This is a genomic window from Klebsiella sp. 64 (assembly GCF_018223915.1).
Lineage (GTDB): Bacteria > Pseudomonadota > Gammaproteobacteria > Enterobacterales > Enterobacteriaceae > Klebsiella > Klebsiella pneumoniae.
The window spans coordinates 13,568-29,253 of record NZ_JAGRQZ010000012.1; the positions used below are offsets into that span (position 1 = coordinate 13,568).

A 15,686-nucleotide genomic window follows, 5' to 3' on the forward strand; every position below is an offset into this window, starting at 1 on the left:
ATTACCGGATTGCGCGCCACCACTGGCGGAACTTCTTGTAACGCCATGTCAATAGCCCCGCTGCCAGCAGGGCATATATAACGGGCTGCGGCGAGACGATCTTCACTGACCACAGGTAGTGTATCGGCGCGAGGATCGCCACCAGATAGACGAAGTTGTGTAAAAGTTGCCAGCGACGCCCCAGTTTTCGCTGCATCGCTTGCGTGGAGGTCACCGCCAGCGCCAGCAGAATCGCCCAGCTGATCATGCCCAATGTCAGATAGGGGCGGGTGATAATCTCCGAGCCCAGCAGAGCCAGATTGTTAATGCCCAGCTCCAGTAGGGTATAGCTGGTCAGGTGCAGCGTCGCCCAGGCAAAACACCATAAACCTAACAGCCGACGAACGCGAATCAATAATGGCTGCTTCGCATAGCGCGCCAGCGGAGAGACCAGCAGCGTCGCCAGCAGAAACTTAAGCGCCATTCTGCCGGTAAAGTGCTGGATATCCTTGGCTGGATCGGCGCTAAAGTAGCCCTGGTGCCCGGCCCAGAATAACCAGACCAGCGGCAAAAACCCCGCAAGGTGAAGTGAAACCTTCAGCCAGACGATCTGTTTGACGGTGAAACGCACTAGAAGTTCTCCCGCAGATTCATGCCGCGATACAGCGACGCCACTTCGTCGGCATAGCCATTAAACAGCAACGTCGGTTGACGCTTCACATCGAGCACGCCGCCGGCGCCGATAAACCGCTCGCTAGCCTGCGACCAGCGGGGGTGATCGACGTGCGGATTGACGTTGGCGAAGAAGCCGTATTCGTCCGGCGCCGCCAGGTTCCAGGTGGTTGGCGGCCGCTCGCGGGTCAGCTCGATACTAACAATGGATTTTATGCCTTTAAAACCGTACTTCCACGGCACGGTCAGGCGGACCGGCGCGCCGTTTTGCGGCGGCAGCGCTTTGCCATACACCCCGACGGTGAGTAGCGTCAGCGGGTGCATCGCTTCATCCAGCCGTAGCCCCTCCACGTAAGGGTAAGCGAGCCCCCCGCCGATAAACCGGTCTTTCTGGCCGGGCATTTGATCCGGAGCATAGAGGGTTTTGAAGGCCACATAGCGCGCGCTGCTGGTGGGCTCCACCAGCGCCAGCAGTTTATGCAGCGGGAAGCCGACCCAGGGGACCACCATCGACCAGGCTTCCACACAGCGCATACGATAAATGCGCTCTTCCAGCGGGAAGCGTTTGGTCAGATCGTCATGGTCAAGGGTCAGAGGTTTCGCCACTTCGCCACCGATGGTGAGCGTCCAGGGATCGGTGCGCAGGCTACCCGCGTTCGCCGCCGGATCGGCTTTATCGAGGCCGAATTCATAAAAATTATTGTAACCGGCGACCTTATCTTCTGGGGTAAGCGTCAGATTAGCCTGCCACTCGGCGGGTTTAGCAAACTCCAGGGCCTTGCCCGCTGGCGCTGGTGGGCGGTCGTGGCCTTTAAACCAGTCCAGCAGGTCGGCCTGCGCGGCGGCGGGAAGGGAAAGCGCGGTCGCGCTGATACCCAGCATTTTCAGCACCTGGCGCCGCTTGAGCATAAAAACGGATTCGGCCGTGACGTCGGCTTCCGTCAGTTTTTTTCTTTTCATGGTGTCCTCCGTCATGCGTTTTCCTAAGCATGACGGAGACGGCGATGAATGGCGAATATGTCACGAAAAATTGCACATTAGGATGAGGAGCCGCCGCCGAAGCTGAGGCGCGGTCGTCCAGGAATCATCGGAAAGTGGCGCAAGACGTTTCCTTTGCCGCGCATGACCCGGCATCTTTAGCAGGGAAAAGGGGGCGGCAAGCAGGCCAAACGGTAAACCGGTAATAATTTGCGTCGCTGGCGCGGGTTTGCCATCCTGCGTCTAAAATTAAAGCGCTTCTGGCGCAGGCCGCAGGCGGGCGACGATTGGCAAATTTTTTCTGCAAACTATACTCGCTATCGGCATACTTTTACCGATAATACGCATTCCATTGCCAGACTCGCCATCTTTGATAGTATGCGTCGCGCTTTAAAAGGTTAATGCTTGCGGCAAGGCGCGCGCCGGCACGGGAGCCTGATGGTTCATCGGGTAGTCATTCACTCGCGGAGTTAACACAGGGATGCGATTAACGACGAAGTTCTCAGCCTTTATTACGCTGCTAACTAGCCTGACCATCTTTGTCACGCTGATTGGCGCTTCGCTGAGTTTTTATAACGGCATTGAGAACAAGGTCGAAAACCGCGTTCAGGCGGTGGCGACCATGCTGGATAACCGGCTCATCACCACCTCTTTCGATAAGCTTGAACCGCAGTTGGATGAGCTGATGACGCCGATCGAGATCGTGCATATCGATTTCATGCTCAACGGCAAACCGCTCTACAGCCATTCCCGACCCGATAGCTATCGCCCGCTCGGCAGCCATGAGCAATTCCGTGAGATCACGGTTCAGTCGCTTAAACATCCTGGTATTACGCTGCATCTGGTCTACGTTGACCCGATGGTGAACTATTTCCGTTCGCTGTCGATCACTGCCCCGCTGTCGATCTCCATTGGCTTCATGGTGGTAATTATTTTCTTCGCCGTCCGCTGGATCCGCCGCCAGCTGGCCGGCCAGGAGCTGCTGGAGCTGCGTTCCACGCGTATCCTGAGCGGCGAGCGCGGGCCGCAGGTGCGCGGGTCGGTCTATGAATGGCCGGCCAGCACCAGTAGCGCGCTGGATATGCTGCTGTCGGAGCTGCAGTTCGCCAGCGATCAGCGCAGCCGGATGGATACGCTTATTCGCTCCTACGCGGCGCAGGATTCGAAAACCGGACTGAATAACCGCCTGTTTTTTGACAATCAGCTGGCCACGCTGCTGGAAGACCAGGAGAAGGTGGGAGCCTACGGCATCGTGATGATGATCCGTCTGCCGGAGTTTGATCTGCTACGGGACAACTGGGGACGGGCGGCGGCCGAAGAACATTACTTTACGCTTATCAACCTGCTCTCTACCTTTATTATGCGTTACCCCGGCGCGCTGTTGGCGCGCTATCACCGTAGCGACTTCGCCGTGCTGCTGCCGCACCGTACGTTGAAAGAGGCGGATAGTATCGCCGGCCTGTTGCTGAAGGCGATGGATGCGCTGCCTCCAACGCGTATCCTCGATCGCGACGATATGATGCATATCGGCATCTGTTCTTTCCGCAGCGGGCAATCGGCGGCGCAGGTGATGGAACATGCGGAAGCGGCGACGCGCAACGCGGTGCTGCAGGGCAGCAACAGCTGGTCGGTCTATGATGACACCCTTCCGGAGAAAGGTCGTGGCAACGTTCGCTGGCGAACGCTGATCGAACAGATGCTGAGCCGCGGCGGGCCGCGGTTGTACCAAAAACCTGCTGTCACCCGCGACGGGCGGGTACATCATCGTGAACTGATGTCGCGGATGTACGACGGTAAAGAAGAGGTGATTGCAGCGGAATACATGCCGATGGTGCTGCAGTTTGGCCTGGCGGAGGAGTATGACCGCCTGCAGGTAACGCGCCTGCTGCCGTTTTTAGGCTTCTGGCCCGAGGAGAATCTGGCGCTCCAGCTGTCGGTGGAGTCGCTGATCCGTCCGCGTTTCCAGCGCTGGCTGCGCGATGCCTTGATGCAGTGTGAAAAATCGCAGCGTCAGCGGATTATTTTTGAACTTGCAGAGGCAGATGTTTGTCAATATATCGGCCGTCTGCAGCCGGTTATGCGATTGGTTAACGCTCTGGGCGTTCGGGTGGCAGTGGTTCAGGCGGGGTTAACCCTGGTTGGAACCAGCTGGATCAAGCAGCTGGATGCGGAGCTGATCAAACTGCATCCGGGTCTGGCGCGCAACATCGAAAAGCGCAGCGAGAACCAACTGCTGGTGCAAAGCCTGGTGGAAGCCTGTAAAGGCATGCCTATGCAAGTTTTTGCGACGGGCGTACGTAGCCGCAGCGAGTGGTTGGTACTGTCCCAATGCGGTGTCACGGGCGGGCAGGGGGAATTTTTTGCCGCCTCACAGCCACTTGACACAAATGTGAAAAAATATTCGCAAAGATACTCGGTTTGATCTGCCGTTTAGCGTGATTTCACGTAGAATAACGCGCGCCATCGTGAAGGGGGTGTGCTTGTCTACCTGCCGGATCATCGCAATGTAAATGCCAGTGACCCTCCTTTGACAGGTTACAAATTCAGGCGTGGAGCGCTGCTGAAGATTTCAGCAATGAACGGAGTCGGGAAAATTTGTAACAAAGGAAATGAACTGCACTAATTTTCACCGCAGCAGGTGATTTTTGCGCCTTGTCGCTGCTGCGTGTGGTTGGTAAAGTAAGCGGATTTTGTTTTCCGCCCCAGCTTTCAGGATTATCCCTTAGTATGTTAAAAAAATTTCGTGGCATGTTTTCCAATGACCTGTCCATTGACCTGGGTACCGCGAATACCCTTATTTACGTAAAAGGACAAGGCATCGTATTGAATGAGCCTTCCGTGGTGGCCATTCGTCAGGATCGTGCCGGATCGCCGAAAAGCGTCGCCGCCGTGGGTCATGAAGCGAAGCAGATGCTCGGCCGTACCCCGGGTAATATCGCGGCGATTCGCCCGATGAAGGACGGCGTTATCGCTGACTTCTTCGTGACGGAAAAGATGCTGCAGCACTTTATCAAACAAGTGCACAGCAACAGCTTTATGCGCCCGAGCCCGCGCGTGCTGGTGTGTGTACCGGTTGGCGCAACCCAGGTCGAACGTCGCGCTATTCGTGAATCCGCGCAGGGCGCAGGCGCCCGTGAAGTCTTCCTGATCGAAGAGCCGATGGCGGCAGCGATTGGCGCAGGCTTACCGGTTTCTGAAGCGACCGGCTCCATGGTGGTGGATATCGGTGGCGGTACCACTGAGGTGGCGGTTATCTCCCTGAACGGCGTGGTCTATTCCTCTTCTGTACGTATCGGCGGTGACCGCTTCGACGAAGCCGTTATCAATTACGTGCGTCGTAACTACGGCTCCCTGATCGGTGAAGCGACCGCTGAACGTATCAAGCATGAAATCGGTTCGGCTTACCCGGGCGATGAAGTGCGCGAAATTGAAGTGCGCGGTCGTAACCTGGCGGAAGGCGTGCCACGCGGCTTCACCCTGAACTCAAACGAAATTCTTGAAGCGCTGCAGGAGCCTCTGACCGGCATCGTGAGCGCGGTCATGGTTGCCCTTGAGCAGTGCCCGCCGGAACTGGCGTCTGATATCTCTGAACGCGGGATGGTTCTCACCGGCGGTGGTGCGCTGCTGCGCAACCTGGACCGTCTGTTAATGGAAGAAACCGGTATTCCAGTCGTGGTTGCTGAAGATCCGCTGACCTGCGTAGCGCGTGGCGGCGGCAAGGCGCTGGAGATGATCGACATGCACGGCGGCGACCTGTTTAGCGAAGAGTAGTCAGCCTGAAGGTCTGGGGCGGCATACGAGCTGCCCCTGGTCTTTACTGACACGAGAATACGCATAGCCTATGAAGCCAATTTTTAGCCGTGGCCCCTCGCTACAGATTCGCCTTATTCTGGCGGTGCTGGTGGCGCTTGGCGTGATTATCGCCGACAGCCGCCTGGGTACGTTCAGTCAAATCAGAACGTACATGGATACAGCCGTCAGCCCTTTCTACTTTGTCTCTAATGGTCCCCGGGAACTGCTCGACAGCGTATCGCAGACGCTAGCTACCCGCGACCAGCTCGAACTGGAAAACCGCGCGCTGCGCCAGGAGCTGTTGCTGAAAAACAGCGATCTGCTGATGCTGGGCCAGTACAAGCAGGAGAACGCGCGCCTGCGTGAACTGCTTGGCTCGCCGCTGCGCCAGGACGAGCAAAAAATGGTGACGCAGGTCATCTCAACGGTCAACGACCCTTACAGCGATCAGGTGGTTATTGACAAAGGCAGCGTGAACGGCGTCTATGAAGGCCAGCCGGTTATCAGCGATAAAGGCGTCGTGGGGCAGGTCGTGGCCGTGGCGAAAATGACCAGCCGGGTGCTGCTGATCTGCGATGCCACTCATGCGCTGCCGATCCAGGTTCTGCGTAACGACATTCGCGTCATTGCCGCCGGTAACGGCTGCACGGACGATCTCCAGCTTGAGCATCTGCCGGCAAATACCGATATTCGCGTCGGCGACGTGCTGGTGACCTCCGGTCTCGGCGGTCGTTTCCCTGAAGGGTATCCGGTTGGGGTAGTCTCCTCGGTGAAACTGGACACCCAGCGCGCCTATACCGTGATTCAGGCGCGTCCGACGGCCGGGCTGCAGCGCTTGCGCTATCTGTTGCTGCTGTGGGGCGCCGATCGTAATGGCGCTAACCCGATGACCCCGGAAGAGGTTCATCGGGTGGCTAACGAACGTCTGATGCAGATGATGCCGCAGGTACTGCCTGCGCCGGATGCGATGGGGCCGCAGATGCCGGCGCCCGCCACCGGGTTGACGCCGCCTCAGCCGTCGCAGCCTGCAGGGGGGCAATAGTGGCAAGTTACCGTAGCCAGGGACGCTGGGTTATCTGGCTCTCGTTTCTTATCGCGCTATTGCTGCAAATTATGCCCTGGCCGGCGGACATCAGCGTTTTCCGGCCCAACTGGGTATTATTGATCCTGCTGTACTGGATCCTCGCGTTGCCGCACCGGGTAAACGTGGGGACGGGTTTCGTGATGGGGGCTATTCTTGATCTCATCAGCGGTTCAACGCTCGGCGTTCGCGCGCTGTCTTTAAGCATCGTCGCCTATCTGGTCGCGCTGAAGTATCAGCTGTTCCGTAACCTGGCGCTGTGGCAACAGGCGCTGGTGGTAATGCTGTTATCCCTGGCCGTGGATATCATTGTTTTCTGGGCAGAGTTTTTAGTGATCAACGTCTCTTTCCGTCCGGAAGTATTCTGGAGTAGTGTAGTAAACGGTATCCTCTGGCCATGGCTCTTCCTGCTGATGCGTAAAGTGCGTCAGCAATTTGCAGTGCAATAAGGTTGATATGACAACTCTGTATCTCGCTTCTGGTTCCCCGCGTCGGCAGGAACTGCTGACTCAGCTTGGTCTCGCTTTCGAGCGTCTGGTTCCTGGTATTGAGGAGCAGCGCCAGCCGCAGGAGAGCGCCCAGCACTATGTCGTCCGCCTGGCGCGCGAAAAAGCGCAGGCCGGGGTGGCGATGGCCACCCGCGATTTGCCGGTGCTGGGAGCGGATACGATTGTCATTTTGAACGGCGAAGTGCTGGAAAAACCGCGCGACGCCGAACACGCTGCAGCGATGCTGCGTTTGCTTTCCGGCCACACCCATCAGGTCATGACCGCGGTGGCGCTGGCGGATAAGCAGCAAACGCTGGACTGTCTGGTGGTCACGGAAGTGACCTTCCGGCGGCTCAGCGAGCAGGATATCGCCGATTATGTGGCCAGCGGCGAGCCTTTAGATAAAGCAGGTGCATACGGTATTCAAGGGTTGGGTGGTTGCTTCGTCAGGAAGATTAATGGCAGCTATCACGCCGTAGTCGGCTTACCGCTGGTGGAAACGTATGAGTTGCTCAGTAACTTTAACTCACTGCGTAAAGGAAAGGGATAAAGATGACGGCTGAATTATTAGTTAACGTAACGCCATCCGAAACGCGCGTTGCGTATATTGATGGCGGTATTCTGCAGGAAATCCATATTGAGCGTGAAGCGCGACGCGGAATAGTAGGCAATATCTACAAAGGTCGTGTTAGCCGAGTGCTGCCGGGAATGCAGGCGGCTTTTGTAGATATTGGTCTGGATAAGGCGGCGTTCCTTCACGCCTCCGATATCATGCCGCATACCGAGTGCGTCGCCGGTGAGGAGCAAAAGCAGTTTACCGTGCGCGATATTTCGGAGCTGGTGCGCCAGGGCCAGGACCTGATGGTCCAGGTGGTTAAAGATCCGCTGGGTACCAAAGGCGCGCGTCTGACCACCGATATTACCCTGCCTTCCCGCTATCTGGTCTTTATGCCAGGCGCCTCCCACGTGGGGGTCTCTCAGCGGATTGAAAGCGAAGCCGAGCGCGAGCGCCTAAAAAAGGTCGTCGCAGAATATTGCGATGAGCAGGGCGGGTTTATCATTCGCACCGCTGCGGAAGGCGTTCACGAGCAGGAGATGGCCGCCGATGCCGCTTATCTTAAGCGCGTATGGACCAAGGTGATGGAGCGCAAAAAGCGCAACCAGACCCGCTATCAGCTGTATGGCGAGCTGGCTCTGGCCCAGCGCGTGCTGCGTGATTTTGCCGATGCGCAACTGGATCGCATTCGCGTCGACTCGCGCCTGACCTATGAGGCGTTGCTCGAATTCACCGCCGAATATATCCCGGAAATGACCAGCAAGCTGGAACACTACAGCGGCCGTCAGCCGATATTCGATCTCTTTGACGTTGAGAACGAAATTCAGCGCGCGCTGGAGCGTAAAGTCGAGCTCAAATCGGGGGGCTATCTGATCATCGACCAGACCGAGGCGATGACCACCATCGATATCAACACCGGGGCCTTTGTCGGGCACCGCAATCTTGACGATACGATCTTCAATACCAACATCGAAGCCACCCAGGCGATAGCCCGCCAGCTACGTTTGCGTAATCTCGGCGGCATTATCATCATTGATTTCATAGACATGAACAATGAAGATCACCGTCGACGGGTGTTGCACTCTTTAGAGCAGGCGCTGAGTAAAGATCGGGTGAAGACCAGCATTAACGGCTTCTCCCAGCTGGGCCTGGTGGAGATGACCCGTAAACGCACCCGTGAAAGCGTGGAGCATGTGCTGTGCAACGAGTGCCCAACCTGCCACGGACGTGGAACGGTAAAGTCGGTGGAAACGGTGTGCTATGAGATTATGCGTGAGATCGTCCGCGTACATCATGCTTATGATTCCGATCGCTTCCTGGTCTATGCTTCCCCTGCGGTGGCGGAAACCCTGAAAGGGGAAGAGTCGCATGCGCTGGCGGAAGTGGAAATCTTTGTCGGCAAGCAGGTGAAGGTACAAATTGAGCCGCTCTATAATCAAGAGCAGTTCGATGTGGTTATGATGTAAGACACCGCGTCATTGTGCGGCTGACAAGGAGAGAGGCGTGAGGCGACTGCCCGGGATTTTATTGCTCACCGTGGCAACATTGATTGTTATCGTCGCGCTGCTGGTGAGTGGCTTGCGTCTCGTGTTGCCACAGCTCGACGCCTGGCGTCCGCAGCTGCTGGAGAAGATCTCCACCCTCACCGGTACGCCGGTGGACGCCTCGCAGATCACCGCCAGCTGGCAGACTTTTGGTCCGACGTTAGACGCCCGCGATATCCATGTCGGGCTGAAAGATGGCGGCACAATGGCGGTCAAGCGCGTAACCCTGGCGCTGGATGTCTGGCAGAGCCTGCTGCATATGCGCTGGCAGTTCCGCGACCTCACCTTCTGGCAGCTGCAGGTCCATACCAATACCCCTATTCAGACCAATGACGGTGGCGAAAGCCTGAAAACCGACCGCATCAGCGATCTCTTTTTACGTCAGTTCGATCACTTTACTCTGCGCGACAGCCATCTGAGCTTCCTGACCCTTTCCGGTCAGCGGGCGGAGCTGGCGGTTCCGCAGCTGACATGGCTTAACGGCAGGAACCGTCATCGCGCCGAGGGGCAGCTCAGCCTCTCCAGCCTCACCGGCCAGCATGGCGTCATGCAGGTGCGGATGGATCTTCGCGATGAGGATGGCCTGCTGAATAAAGGCCGGGTCTGGCTGCAGGCGGATGATATCGACGTCAAACCGTGGCTGGGACGCTGGATGCAGGACAATATCGCCCTGAAAAGCGCCCGCTTCAGCCTCGAAGGCTGGATGACCATTGAAAAAGGTGATGTGGCCAGCGGCGACGTATGGCTGAAAAAAGGGGGCGCCAGCTGGCAGGGCGATAACGAAGTCCATCATTTGTCGGTGGATAACCTGACGGCGCATCTCTCCCATGATAAGCAAAGCTGGGCCTTTTATATTCCCGATACGCGGATCGCTATCGATGATAAACCCTGGCCAAGCGGAGCCCTGGCGATGGCGTGGATCCCGGCGCAGGACGTTGGTGGCGACGATCGTCAGCGTAGCGATGAGTTACGTATTCGCGCCAGCAATTTGGCCCTCAGCGGCCTGAGCGGGTTACAGCCGTTTGCTGATAAGCTGGCGCCTTCTCTGGGCGAACTCTGGCGAACCACGCAGCCTGGCGGCAAAATCAATTTGCTGGCTCTCGATATCCCCCTGCAGGCGACGGAGAAAACGCGTTTTCAGGCGCAGTGGAGCGATCTGGCGTGGAAGCAGTGGAAACTCCTGCCGGGGGCAGAGCACTTCTCCGGCAGTCTGAATGGCAGCGTTGAGCACGGGGAATTACGCGCTCATATGGCGAAGGCGCTGATGCCGTATGCCGGCGTCTTCCGCGCGCCGCTGGAGATAGCCGCTGGCGAAGCCACGCTCAGTTGGGTGAAAAACGACAAAGGGTTTATGCTTGATGGCCGCGATATAGACGTGCAGGCGACAGGCGTACGCGCCCGCGGCGGCTTCCGCTATCTGCAACCGCAGGGGGACGATCCCTGGCTGGGCATTCTGGCGGGCATCAGCACCAATGACGGTGGCCAGGCATGGCGTTATTTCCCGGAAAATCTGATGGGCAAAGCGCTGGTGGACTATCTCAGCGGCGCGATTAAAGCAGGGCAAGCCAGCGATGCGACGCTAGTGTATGGCGGCAATCCGCATCTATTCCCTTATCCGCATAATGAAGGCCAGTTCCAGGTTTATGTTCCGCTGAAGAACGCCACTTTTGCCTTCCAACCGGACTGGCCGGCGCTAACCGGGCTGAACATCGACCTCAATTTTATCAACAACGGCCTGTGGATGCGGGCGGATAAAGCGATGCTTGGCAACGTGACCGCCAGCAATCTCGATGCCGCGATCCCGGACTATGCGCAGGAAAAACTGCTGATTGATGCCGATATCAAAGGCCCGGGCAAAGAGGTTGGACCTTACTTTAATACTACGCCGCTGAAAGAGTCGCTCGGGGCGGCGCTGGATTCCCTGCAGCTGGATGGGGATGTGAGCGCTCGCTTACATCTTAATATCCCCCTCGACGGCGAGATGACCACCGCGAAAGGCGATGTGCGCCTGCAGAATAATAGCCTGTTTATCAAACCGTTAGATACTACGCTGCAGAACCTGAGCGGTAATTTCAGCTTTGTGAATGGCGATCTCAATAGTCAAACGTTGAGCGCGACCTGGTTTAATCAGCCGCTGAACCTCAATTTTTCCACCCGCGAAGGTGAAAAAGCGTTTCTGGTGGATGTCGGGATGAATGCCAACTGGCAGCCGTCGCGCACCGGGCTGCTGCCGAAAGCCGTGAGTGAGGCGTTGAGCGGTAGCGTCCCGTGGGATGGCAAGGTCGCCATCGAACTGCCGTACCATGGCAATGCCAGCTATAAGGTCGATATCAACGGCGATCTGAAGAATGTGAGCAGTCGCTTACCTTCGCCAGTTAGTAAGCCCGCCGGCGAACCCCTTCCGGTCAAAATTAACGTCGCCGGCGGCCTGAGCAGCTTCGACCTGACCGGCTCCATCGGGGCGAAGAATCATATTAACAGCCGCTGGTTGCTCAATCATAAGCTGACGCTGGATAGAGCGATCCTTACCACTGACAGCAAAGGGCACTCTCCGCTGCCCGATCAGCCCGGTATCGAGCTCAACCTGCCGCCGATGGATGGCGCGCAGTGGCTGGCGCTCTTCGAGAACGGCGCGGCAAATGAAGTGAGCAGCAGCGTGCTCTTTCCACCGCGCATTGTGCTGCGTACGCCGTCGCTGGTCCTCGCGGGTCAACAGTGGAACAACGTCAGTCTGATGTCCCAGCCGGTCGTCGGCGGCTCGCAGGTTGAGGCGCAGGGGCGTGAGATCAATGCCACATTGACGATGCGCGACAATGCTCCGTGGCTGGCAAATGTGCGTTATCTCTATTTCAATCCGGCCAGCGCCAGCGGCCAGAACGCAACAAAGAATGTGGCCCCCCAGACGGCGACGCGGCTGGATTTCCATGGCTGGCCCGATCTGCAGCTACGCTGCGCGGAATGCTGGCTGTGGGGACAAAAATATGGCCGCATCGATGGGGATGTGGCGATCAAAGGGGATACCTTAACGCTCTCCAACGGCCTGGTGGATACCGGGTTTGGCCGGCTGACGACCAACGGCGTGTGGGTGAACGCCCCTTCAGGTGTTCGAACCTCGCTGAAAGGCAGACTGCACGGCAATAAGACGGATGCATTTGCGGATTTCTTTGGCGTCTCCACGCCGGTGAAGGATTCGCCGTTTGATATCGACTACGATCTGCACTGGCGCGCGCCGCCCTGGTCACCCGATGTCGCGTCGCTCAATGGCATCATTAAAAGCCACCTGGGCAAGGGGCAGTTTACCGACCTGAGTACCGGGCACGCTGGCCAGCTGCTGCGTCTGCTGAGTGTGGATGCCCTGCTGCGTAAACTGCGTTTCGATTTCAGCGATACCTTCAGCGAAGGCTTTTACTTCGATTCGATTAACAGTACGGCATGGATTAAGGATGGCGTACTGCATACCGATGATACGCTGGTGGATGGCCTTGAAGCGGATATTGCTATGAAAGGGTCGGTCGATCTGGTGCGTCGCCAGCTGGATCTGCAGGCGGTGGTGGCGCCGGAGATCTCCGCGACCGTCGGCGTGGCGGCGGCCTTTGCCGTCAACCCCATCGTCGGCGCGGCGGTATTTGCCGCCAGCAAAGTGCTGGGTCCGCTGTGGAATAAAGTTTCGATTCTGCGCTACCGCATCACCGGCCCGATTGACCAGCCGCAGATCAATGAAGTGCTGCGCCAGGCGCGCAGCAATAAAAAGCAATGATTTGACGATTGCCAGGAATTGCCGCAATCTCAATAGATAGCCTTCTGTATTTCCGCCTGTCAGGCGGCAACAAACGAGTAGCATAACGATGAGTCTGAACCTGGTAAGTGAACAATTACTGTCGGCAAATGGCCTGAATCATCAGGACCTGTTTGCCATTCTTGGTCAACTGACCGAGCGCCGCCTCGATTACGGCGATCTCTATTTTCAGTCGAGCTATCACGAATCCTGGGTTCTGGAAGACAGCATCATTAAAGATGGGTCGTACAATATCGACCAGGGCGTAGGCGTGCGCGCCGTCAGCGGCGAAAAAACGGGCTTTGCCTACGCCGATCAGATCAGCAAACTGGCGCTGGAGCAGAGCGCCCAGGCGGCGCGGACCATTGTGCGCGACACCGGCAATGGCAAAGTGCAGACCCTCGGCGCCGTAGAGCATCGTGCCCTGTACACCAGCATCGACCCGCTGCAGAGTATGACCCGGGAAGAGAAGCTGGATATTCTGCGCCGGGTAGACAAAGTCGCCCGGGCGGCGGACCAGCGGGTGCAGGAGGTTTCAGCCAGCCTGAGCGGGGTGTATGAGCTGATCCTGGTCGCCGCCACCGATGGCACTCTGGCCGCCGACGTTCGTCCGCTGGTTCGTCTTTCCGTCAGCGTGCTGGTGGAAGAGGATGGCAAGCGTGAGCGCGGCAGCAGCGGCGGTGGCGGGCGTTTTGGTTATGACTATTTCCTCGCCTCCCAGGAGGGCGACGTGCGGGCCGATGCCTGGGCGAAAGAAGCGGTGCGCATGGCGCTGGTCAACCTCTCGGCGGTCGCCGCCCCTGCGGGGATGCTGCCGGTGGTACTCGGCGCCGGCTGGCCTGGCGTCCTGCTGCATGAAGCGGTCGGCCATGGGCTGGAAGGCGATTTCAACCGGCGTGGCACCTCGGTCTTTAGCGGCCATATGGGGGAATTAGTCGCCTCTGAGCTGTGCACCGTAGTGGATGACGGCACCATCGCCGATCGCCGTGGCTCGGTGGCCATTGATGACGAAGGGACGCCGGGGCAATACAACGTGCTAATCGAAAACGGCATTCTGAAAGGCTATATGCAGGATAAACTCAACGCGCGCCTGATGGGCGTCGCACCGACCGGCAATGGCCGACGTGAGTCGTATGCCCATCTGCCGATGCCGCGTATGACCAACACCTATATGCTGGCGGGCCAGTCAACGCCACAGGAGATTATCGAATCGGTCGACTACGGTATCTTTGCGCCTAACTTCGGCGGCGGGCAGGTGGATATCACCTCCGGTAAATTCGTCTTCTCCACTTCCGAGGCCTATCTGATCGAAAAAGGGAAGGTCACGAAGGCGGTGAAAGGGGCCACGCTGATTGGCTCCGGCATTGAGACCATGCAGCAGATTTCGATGGTGGGCAACGACCTGCGCCTGGATAACGGCGTCGGCGTCTGTGGCAAAGAGGGCCAGAGCGTGCCGGTGGGCGTCGGCCAGCCGACCCTGAAGGTCGATAACCTTACCGTCGGCGGCACCGCCTGATCCTGACCTGGTTCCCGGCGCTGCCGGGAACCGCTTCACCGGGCGATCCCGCGCCCGTGCATGCCCTGATAGATCTTCGCCACGTCGACAAAATACTCCGTCAGATAGTTGATACAGACCTGCACTTTCAGCGGCAGTTTATCCTTTTCCGTATACAGGGCGTAGACCGGTCGCGGATCGGACTGATAGCTGGGCAGCAGGATCTCAAGCTCACCGCGGTTGATCTCTTCGATCGCCCACATTAAGGGTACATAGGCGATACCCACCCCGGCGGTCAGCCAGCGCACCAGCGTCATAGGGTCGTTGGTCACGAAGCGCCCCTGCGGGGTCAGGCGGGTCGAGATCCCTTCCGGCGCGATAATGACAAACTCATTGTCCGGCCGCACGCTATATTCCAGCCAGGCATGTCCGGCAAGGTCGGCCGGTTTCTCTGGATTGCCAGCCTGCGCCAGATAGCTTTTAGCGGCGCATAATACCATCGGCATTGAGCCCAGGCGGCGGGAAAAAAGGCTGGAATCCTGCAGGGCGCCCACGCGGATCACCACGTCAAGGCCGTCGGCGATCAGGTCTGGCGCAGGTATGCCGGTGACCAGATTAACAGAGAGCCCGGGGTATTCTTTGAGCATTTTCGCCGTTATGCGCGCCAGAACATTCTGTGCCATAGTTGAAGAGCAGCCGATGCGCAGCGTCCCGATGGGGGTATTGTTAAATGCGTATAATTGCTCATGGACATCCTGCGCTTCAAACAGCATCCTACGGCAGCCCTGGTAATAGATTTTACCTGCTTCAGTTAAGCCAAGGCTGCGGGTGCTGCGGTTGAGTAGCTTTACCTGCAGCTCATCTTCCAGTTTGGCGACGGTCTGACTGATCGAGGAAACGCTCATCTGAAGCTGGCGGGCCGCTGCGGTGAATGAACCTAATTCGACCACTTTGGCGAAAACGGACATGCGTTTTAATCGTTCCATTATTCACTCTGGCTTAAAAGTGATTTAGATCACACATTGTAGATAATGCGGCAATCGTTACGTTAATATATTGTTAGCTACATAATAAACGCATCTGCTCACTACCTGTACGCTTCTTATTCAAGGTCATCATGAGTCTGTTTCCTGTCATCGTGATTTTCGGCTTATCGTTTCCGCCGATCTTCTTCGAGTTGCTTTTGTCGCTGGCTATCTTTTGGCTGGTGCACCGACTGCTGGTTCCGACCGGCATTTACGATTTTGTCTGGCACCCAGCACTGTTTAATACGGCGCTCTATTGCTGCCTTTTTTATTTGATATCGCGCTTGTTCGTTTGAGGTTG

13 protein-coding genes are annotated in these 15,686 nt (G+C 57.5%); 10 read left to right on the top strand and 3 right to left on the bottom strand.

Features of this window, described 5'->3' with window-relative positions; genetic code table 11:
• Position 1: 1 nt before the first annotated feature.
• Positions 2 to 610 carry a protein-methionine-sulfoxide reductase heme-binding subunit MsrQ gene (gene msrQ / locus KHQ23_RS09155; protein ID WP_020804354.1) on the bottom strand — a complete coding sequence of 203 codons (609 nt, stop codon included), beginning with the start codon at positions 608 to 610 and terminating at the stop codon, positions 2 to 4.
• Positions 610 to 1,611 carry a protein-methionine-sulfoxide reductase catalytic subunit MsrP gene (gene msrP / locus KHQ23_RS09160; RefSeq protein WP_004174108.1) on the bottom strand — a complete coding sequence of 334 codons (1,002 nt, stop codon included), beginning with the start codon at positions 1,609 to 1,611 and terminating at the stop codon, positions 610 to 612. The genes msrQ and msrP overlap by 1 nt, the downstream gene beginning before the upstream one ends.
• 228 nt (positions 1,612 to 1,839) lie before the next feature.
• On the opposite strand from msrP, the gene KHQ23_RS09165 reads away from it, so the two are divergent.
• The 9 genes from KHQ23_RS09165 to tldD all read left to right on the top strand — a co-directional run bounded on the left by KHQ23_RS09165 (position 1,840) and on the right by tldD (position 14,381).
• A complete protein-coding gene (locus tag KHQ23_RS09165; RefSeq protein WP_002918687.1) occupies positions 1,840 to 2,031 on the top strand; it encodes a hypothetical protein in 192 nt (63 codons plus the stop codon).
• A 79-nt stretch (positions 2,032 to 2,110) separates the two neighbouring features.
• Positions 2,111 to 4,051, top strand: a complete 1,941-nt coding sequence (csrD, locus tag KHQ23_RS09170) for an RNase E specificity factor CsrD (RefSeq protein ID WP_002918686.1) — start codon at positions 2,111 to 2,113, stop codon at positions 4,049 to 4,051.
• A 305-nt stretch (positions 4,052 to 4,356) separates the two neighbouring features.
• A complete protein-coding gene (gene mreB / locus KHQ23_RS09175; RefSeq protein WP_002918653.1) occupies positions 4,357 to 5,400 on the top strand; it encodes a rod shape-determining protein MreB in 1,044 nt (347 codons plus the stop codon).
• Positions 5,401 to 5,470: 70 nt separating this feature from the next.
• Positions 5,471 to 6,463 carry a rod shape-determining protein MreC gene (gene mreC / locus KHQ23_RS09180; RefSeq protein ID WP_004149974.1) on the top strand — a complete coding sequence of 331 codons (993 nt, stop codon included), beginning with the start codon at positions 5,471 to 5,473 and terminating at the stop codon, positions 6,461 to 6,463.
• Entirely contained in the window at positions 6,463 to 6,951 is a 489-nt protein-coding gene (mreD, locus tag KHQ23_RS09185; RefSeq protein ID WP_002918648.1) for a rod shape-determining protein MreD, read from the top strand. The genes mreC and mreD overlap by 1 nt, the downstream gene beginning before the upstream one ends.
• Positions 6,952 to 6,958: 7 nt before the next feature.
• On the top strand, positions 6,959 to 7,540 hold the full coding sequence (locus KHQ23_RS09190; RefSeq protein WP_002918646.1) for a nucleoside triphosphate pyrophosphatase: 582 nt from the start codon (positions 6,959 to 6,961) through the stop codon (positions 7,538 to 7,540).
• 2 nt (positions 7,541 to 7,542) lie between these two features.
• Positions 7,543 to 9,012, top strand: coding sequence for a ribonuclease G (gene rng / locus KHQ23_RS09195; protein ID WP_002918644.1), 1,470 nt, complete (start codon positions 7,543 to 7,545; stop codon positions 9,010 to 9,012).
• A gap of 37 nt (positions 9,013 to 9,049) precedes the next feature.
• Positions 9,050 to 12,847, top strand: a complete 3,798-nt coding sequence (yhdP, locus tag KHQ23_RS09200) for an AsmA2 domain-containing protein YhdP (RefSeq protein WP_032435095.1) — start codon at positions 9,050 to 9,052, stop codon at positions 12,845 to 12,847.
• A gap of 88 nt (positions 12,848 to 12,935) precedes the next feature.
• Positions 12,936 to 14,381, top strand: a complete 1,446-nt coding sequence (gene tldD, locus KHQ23_RS09205; RefSeq protein WP_004144958.1) for a metalloprotease TldD — start codon at positions 12,936 to 12,938, stop codon at positions 14,379 to 14,381.
• Between the two features lie 35 nt (positions 14,382 to 14,416).
• Here tldD and aaeR read toward each other — a convergent pair whose 3' ends face one another.
• Positions 14,417 to 15,346: an HTH-type transcriptional activator AaeR gene (aaeR, locus tag KHQ23_RS09210; protein ID WP_002918641.1), complete on the bottom strand. Its 930-nt coding sequence runs from the start codon at positions 15,344 to 15,346 to the stop codon at positions 14,417 to 14,419.
• Positions 15,347 to 15,477: 131 nt separating this feature from the next.
• Here aaeR and aaeX point away from each other — a divergent pair, with 131 nt between their 5' ends.
• A complete protein-coding gene (gene aaeX, locus KHQ23_RS09215; RefSeq protein WP_002918640.1) occupies positions 15,478 to 15,681 on the top strand; it encodes a p-hydroxybenzoic acid efflux pump operon protein AaeX in 204 nt (67 codons plus the stop codon).
• Positions 15,682 to 15,686 lie beyond the last annotated feature (5 nt).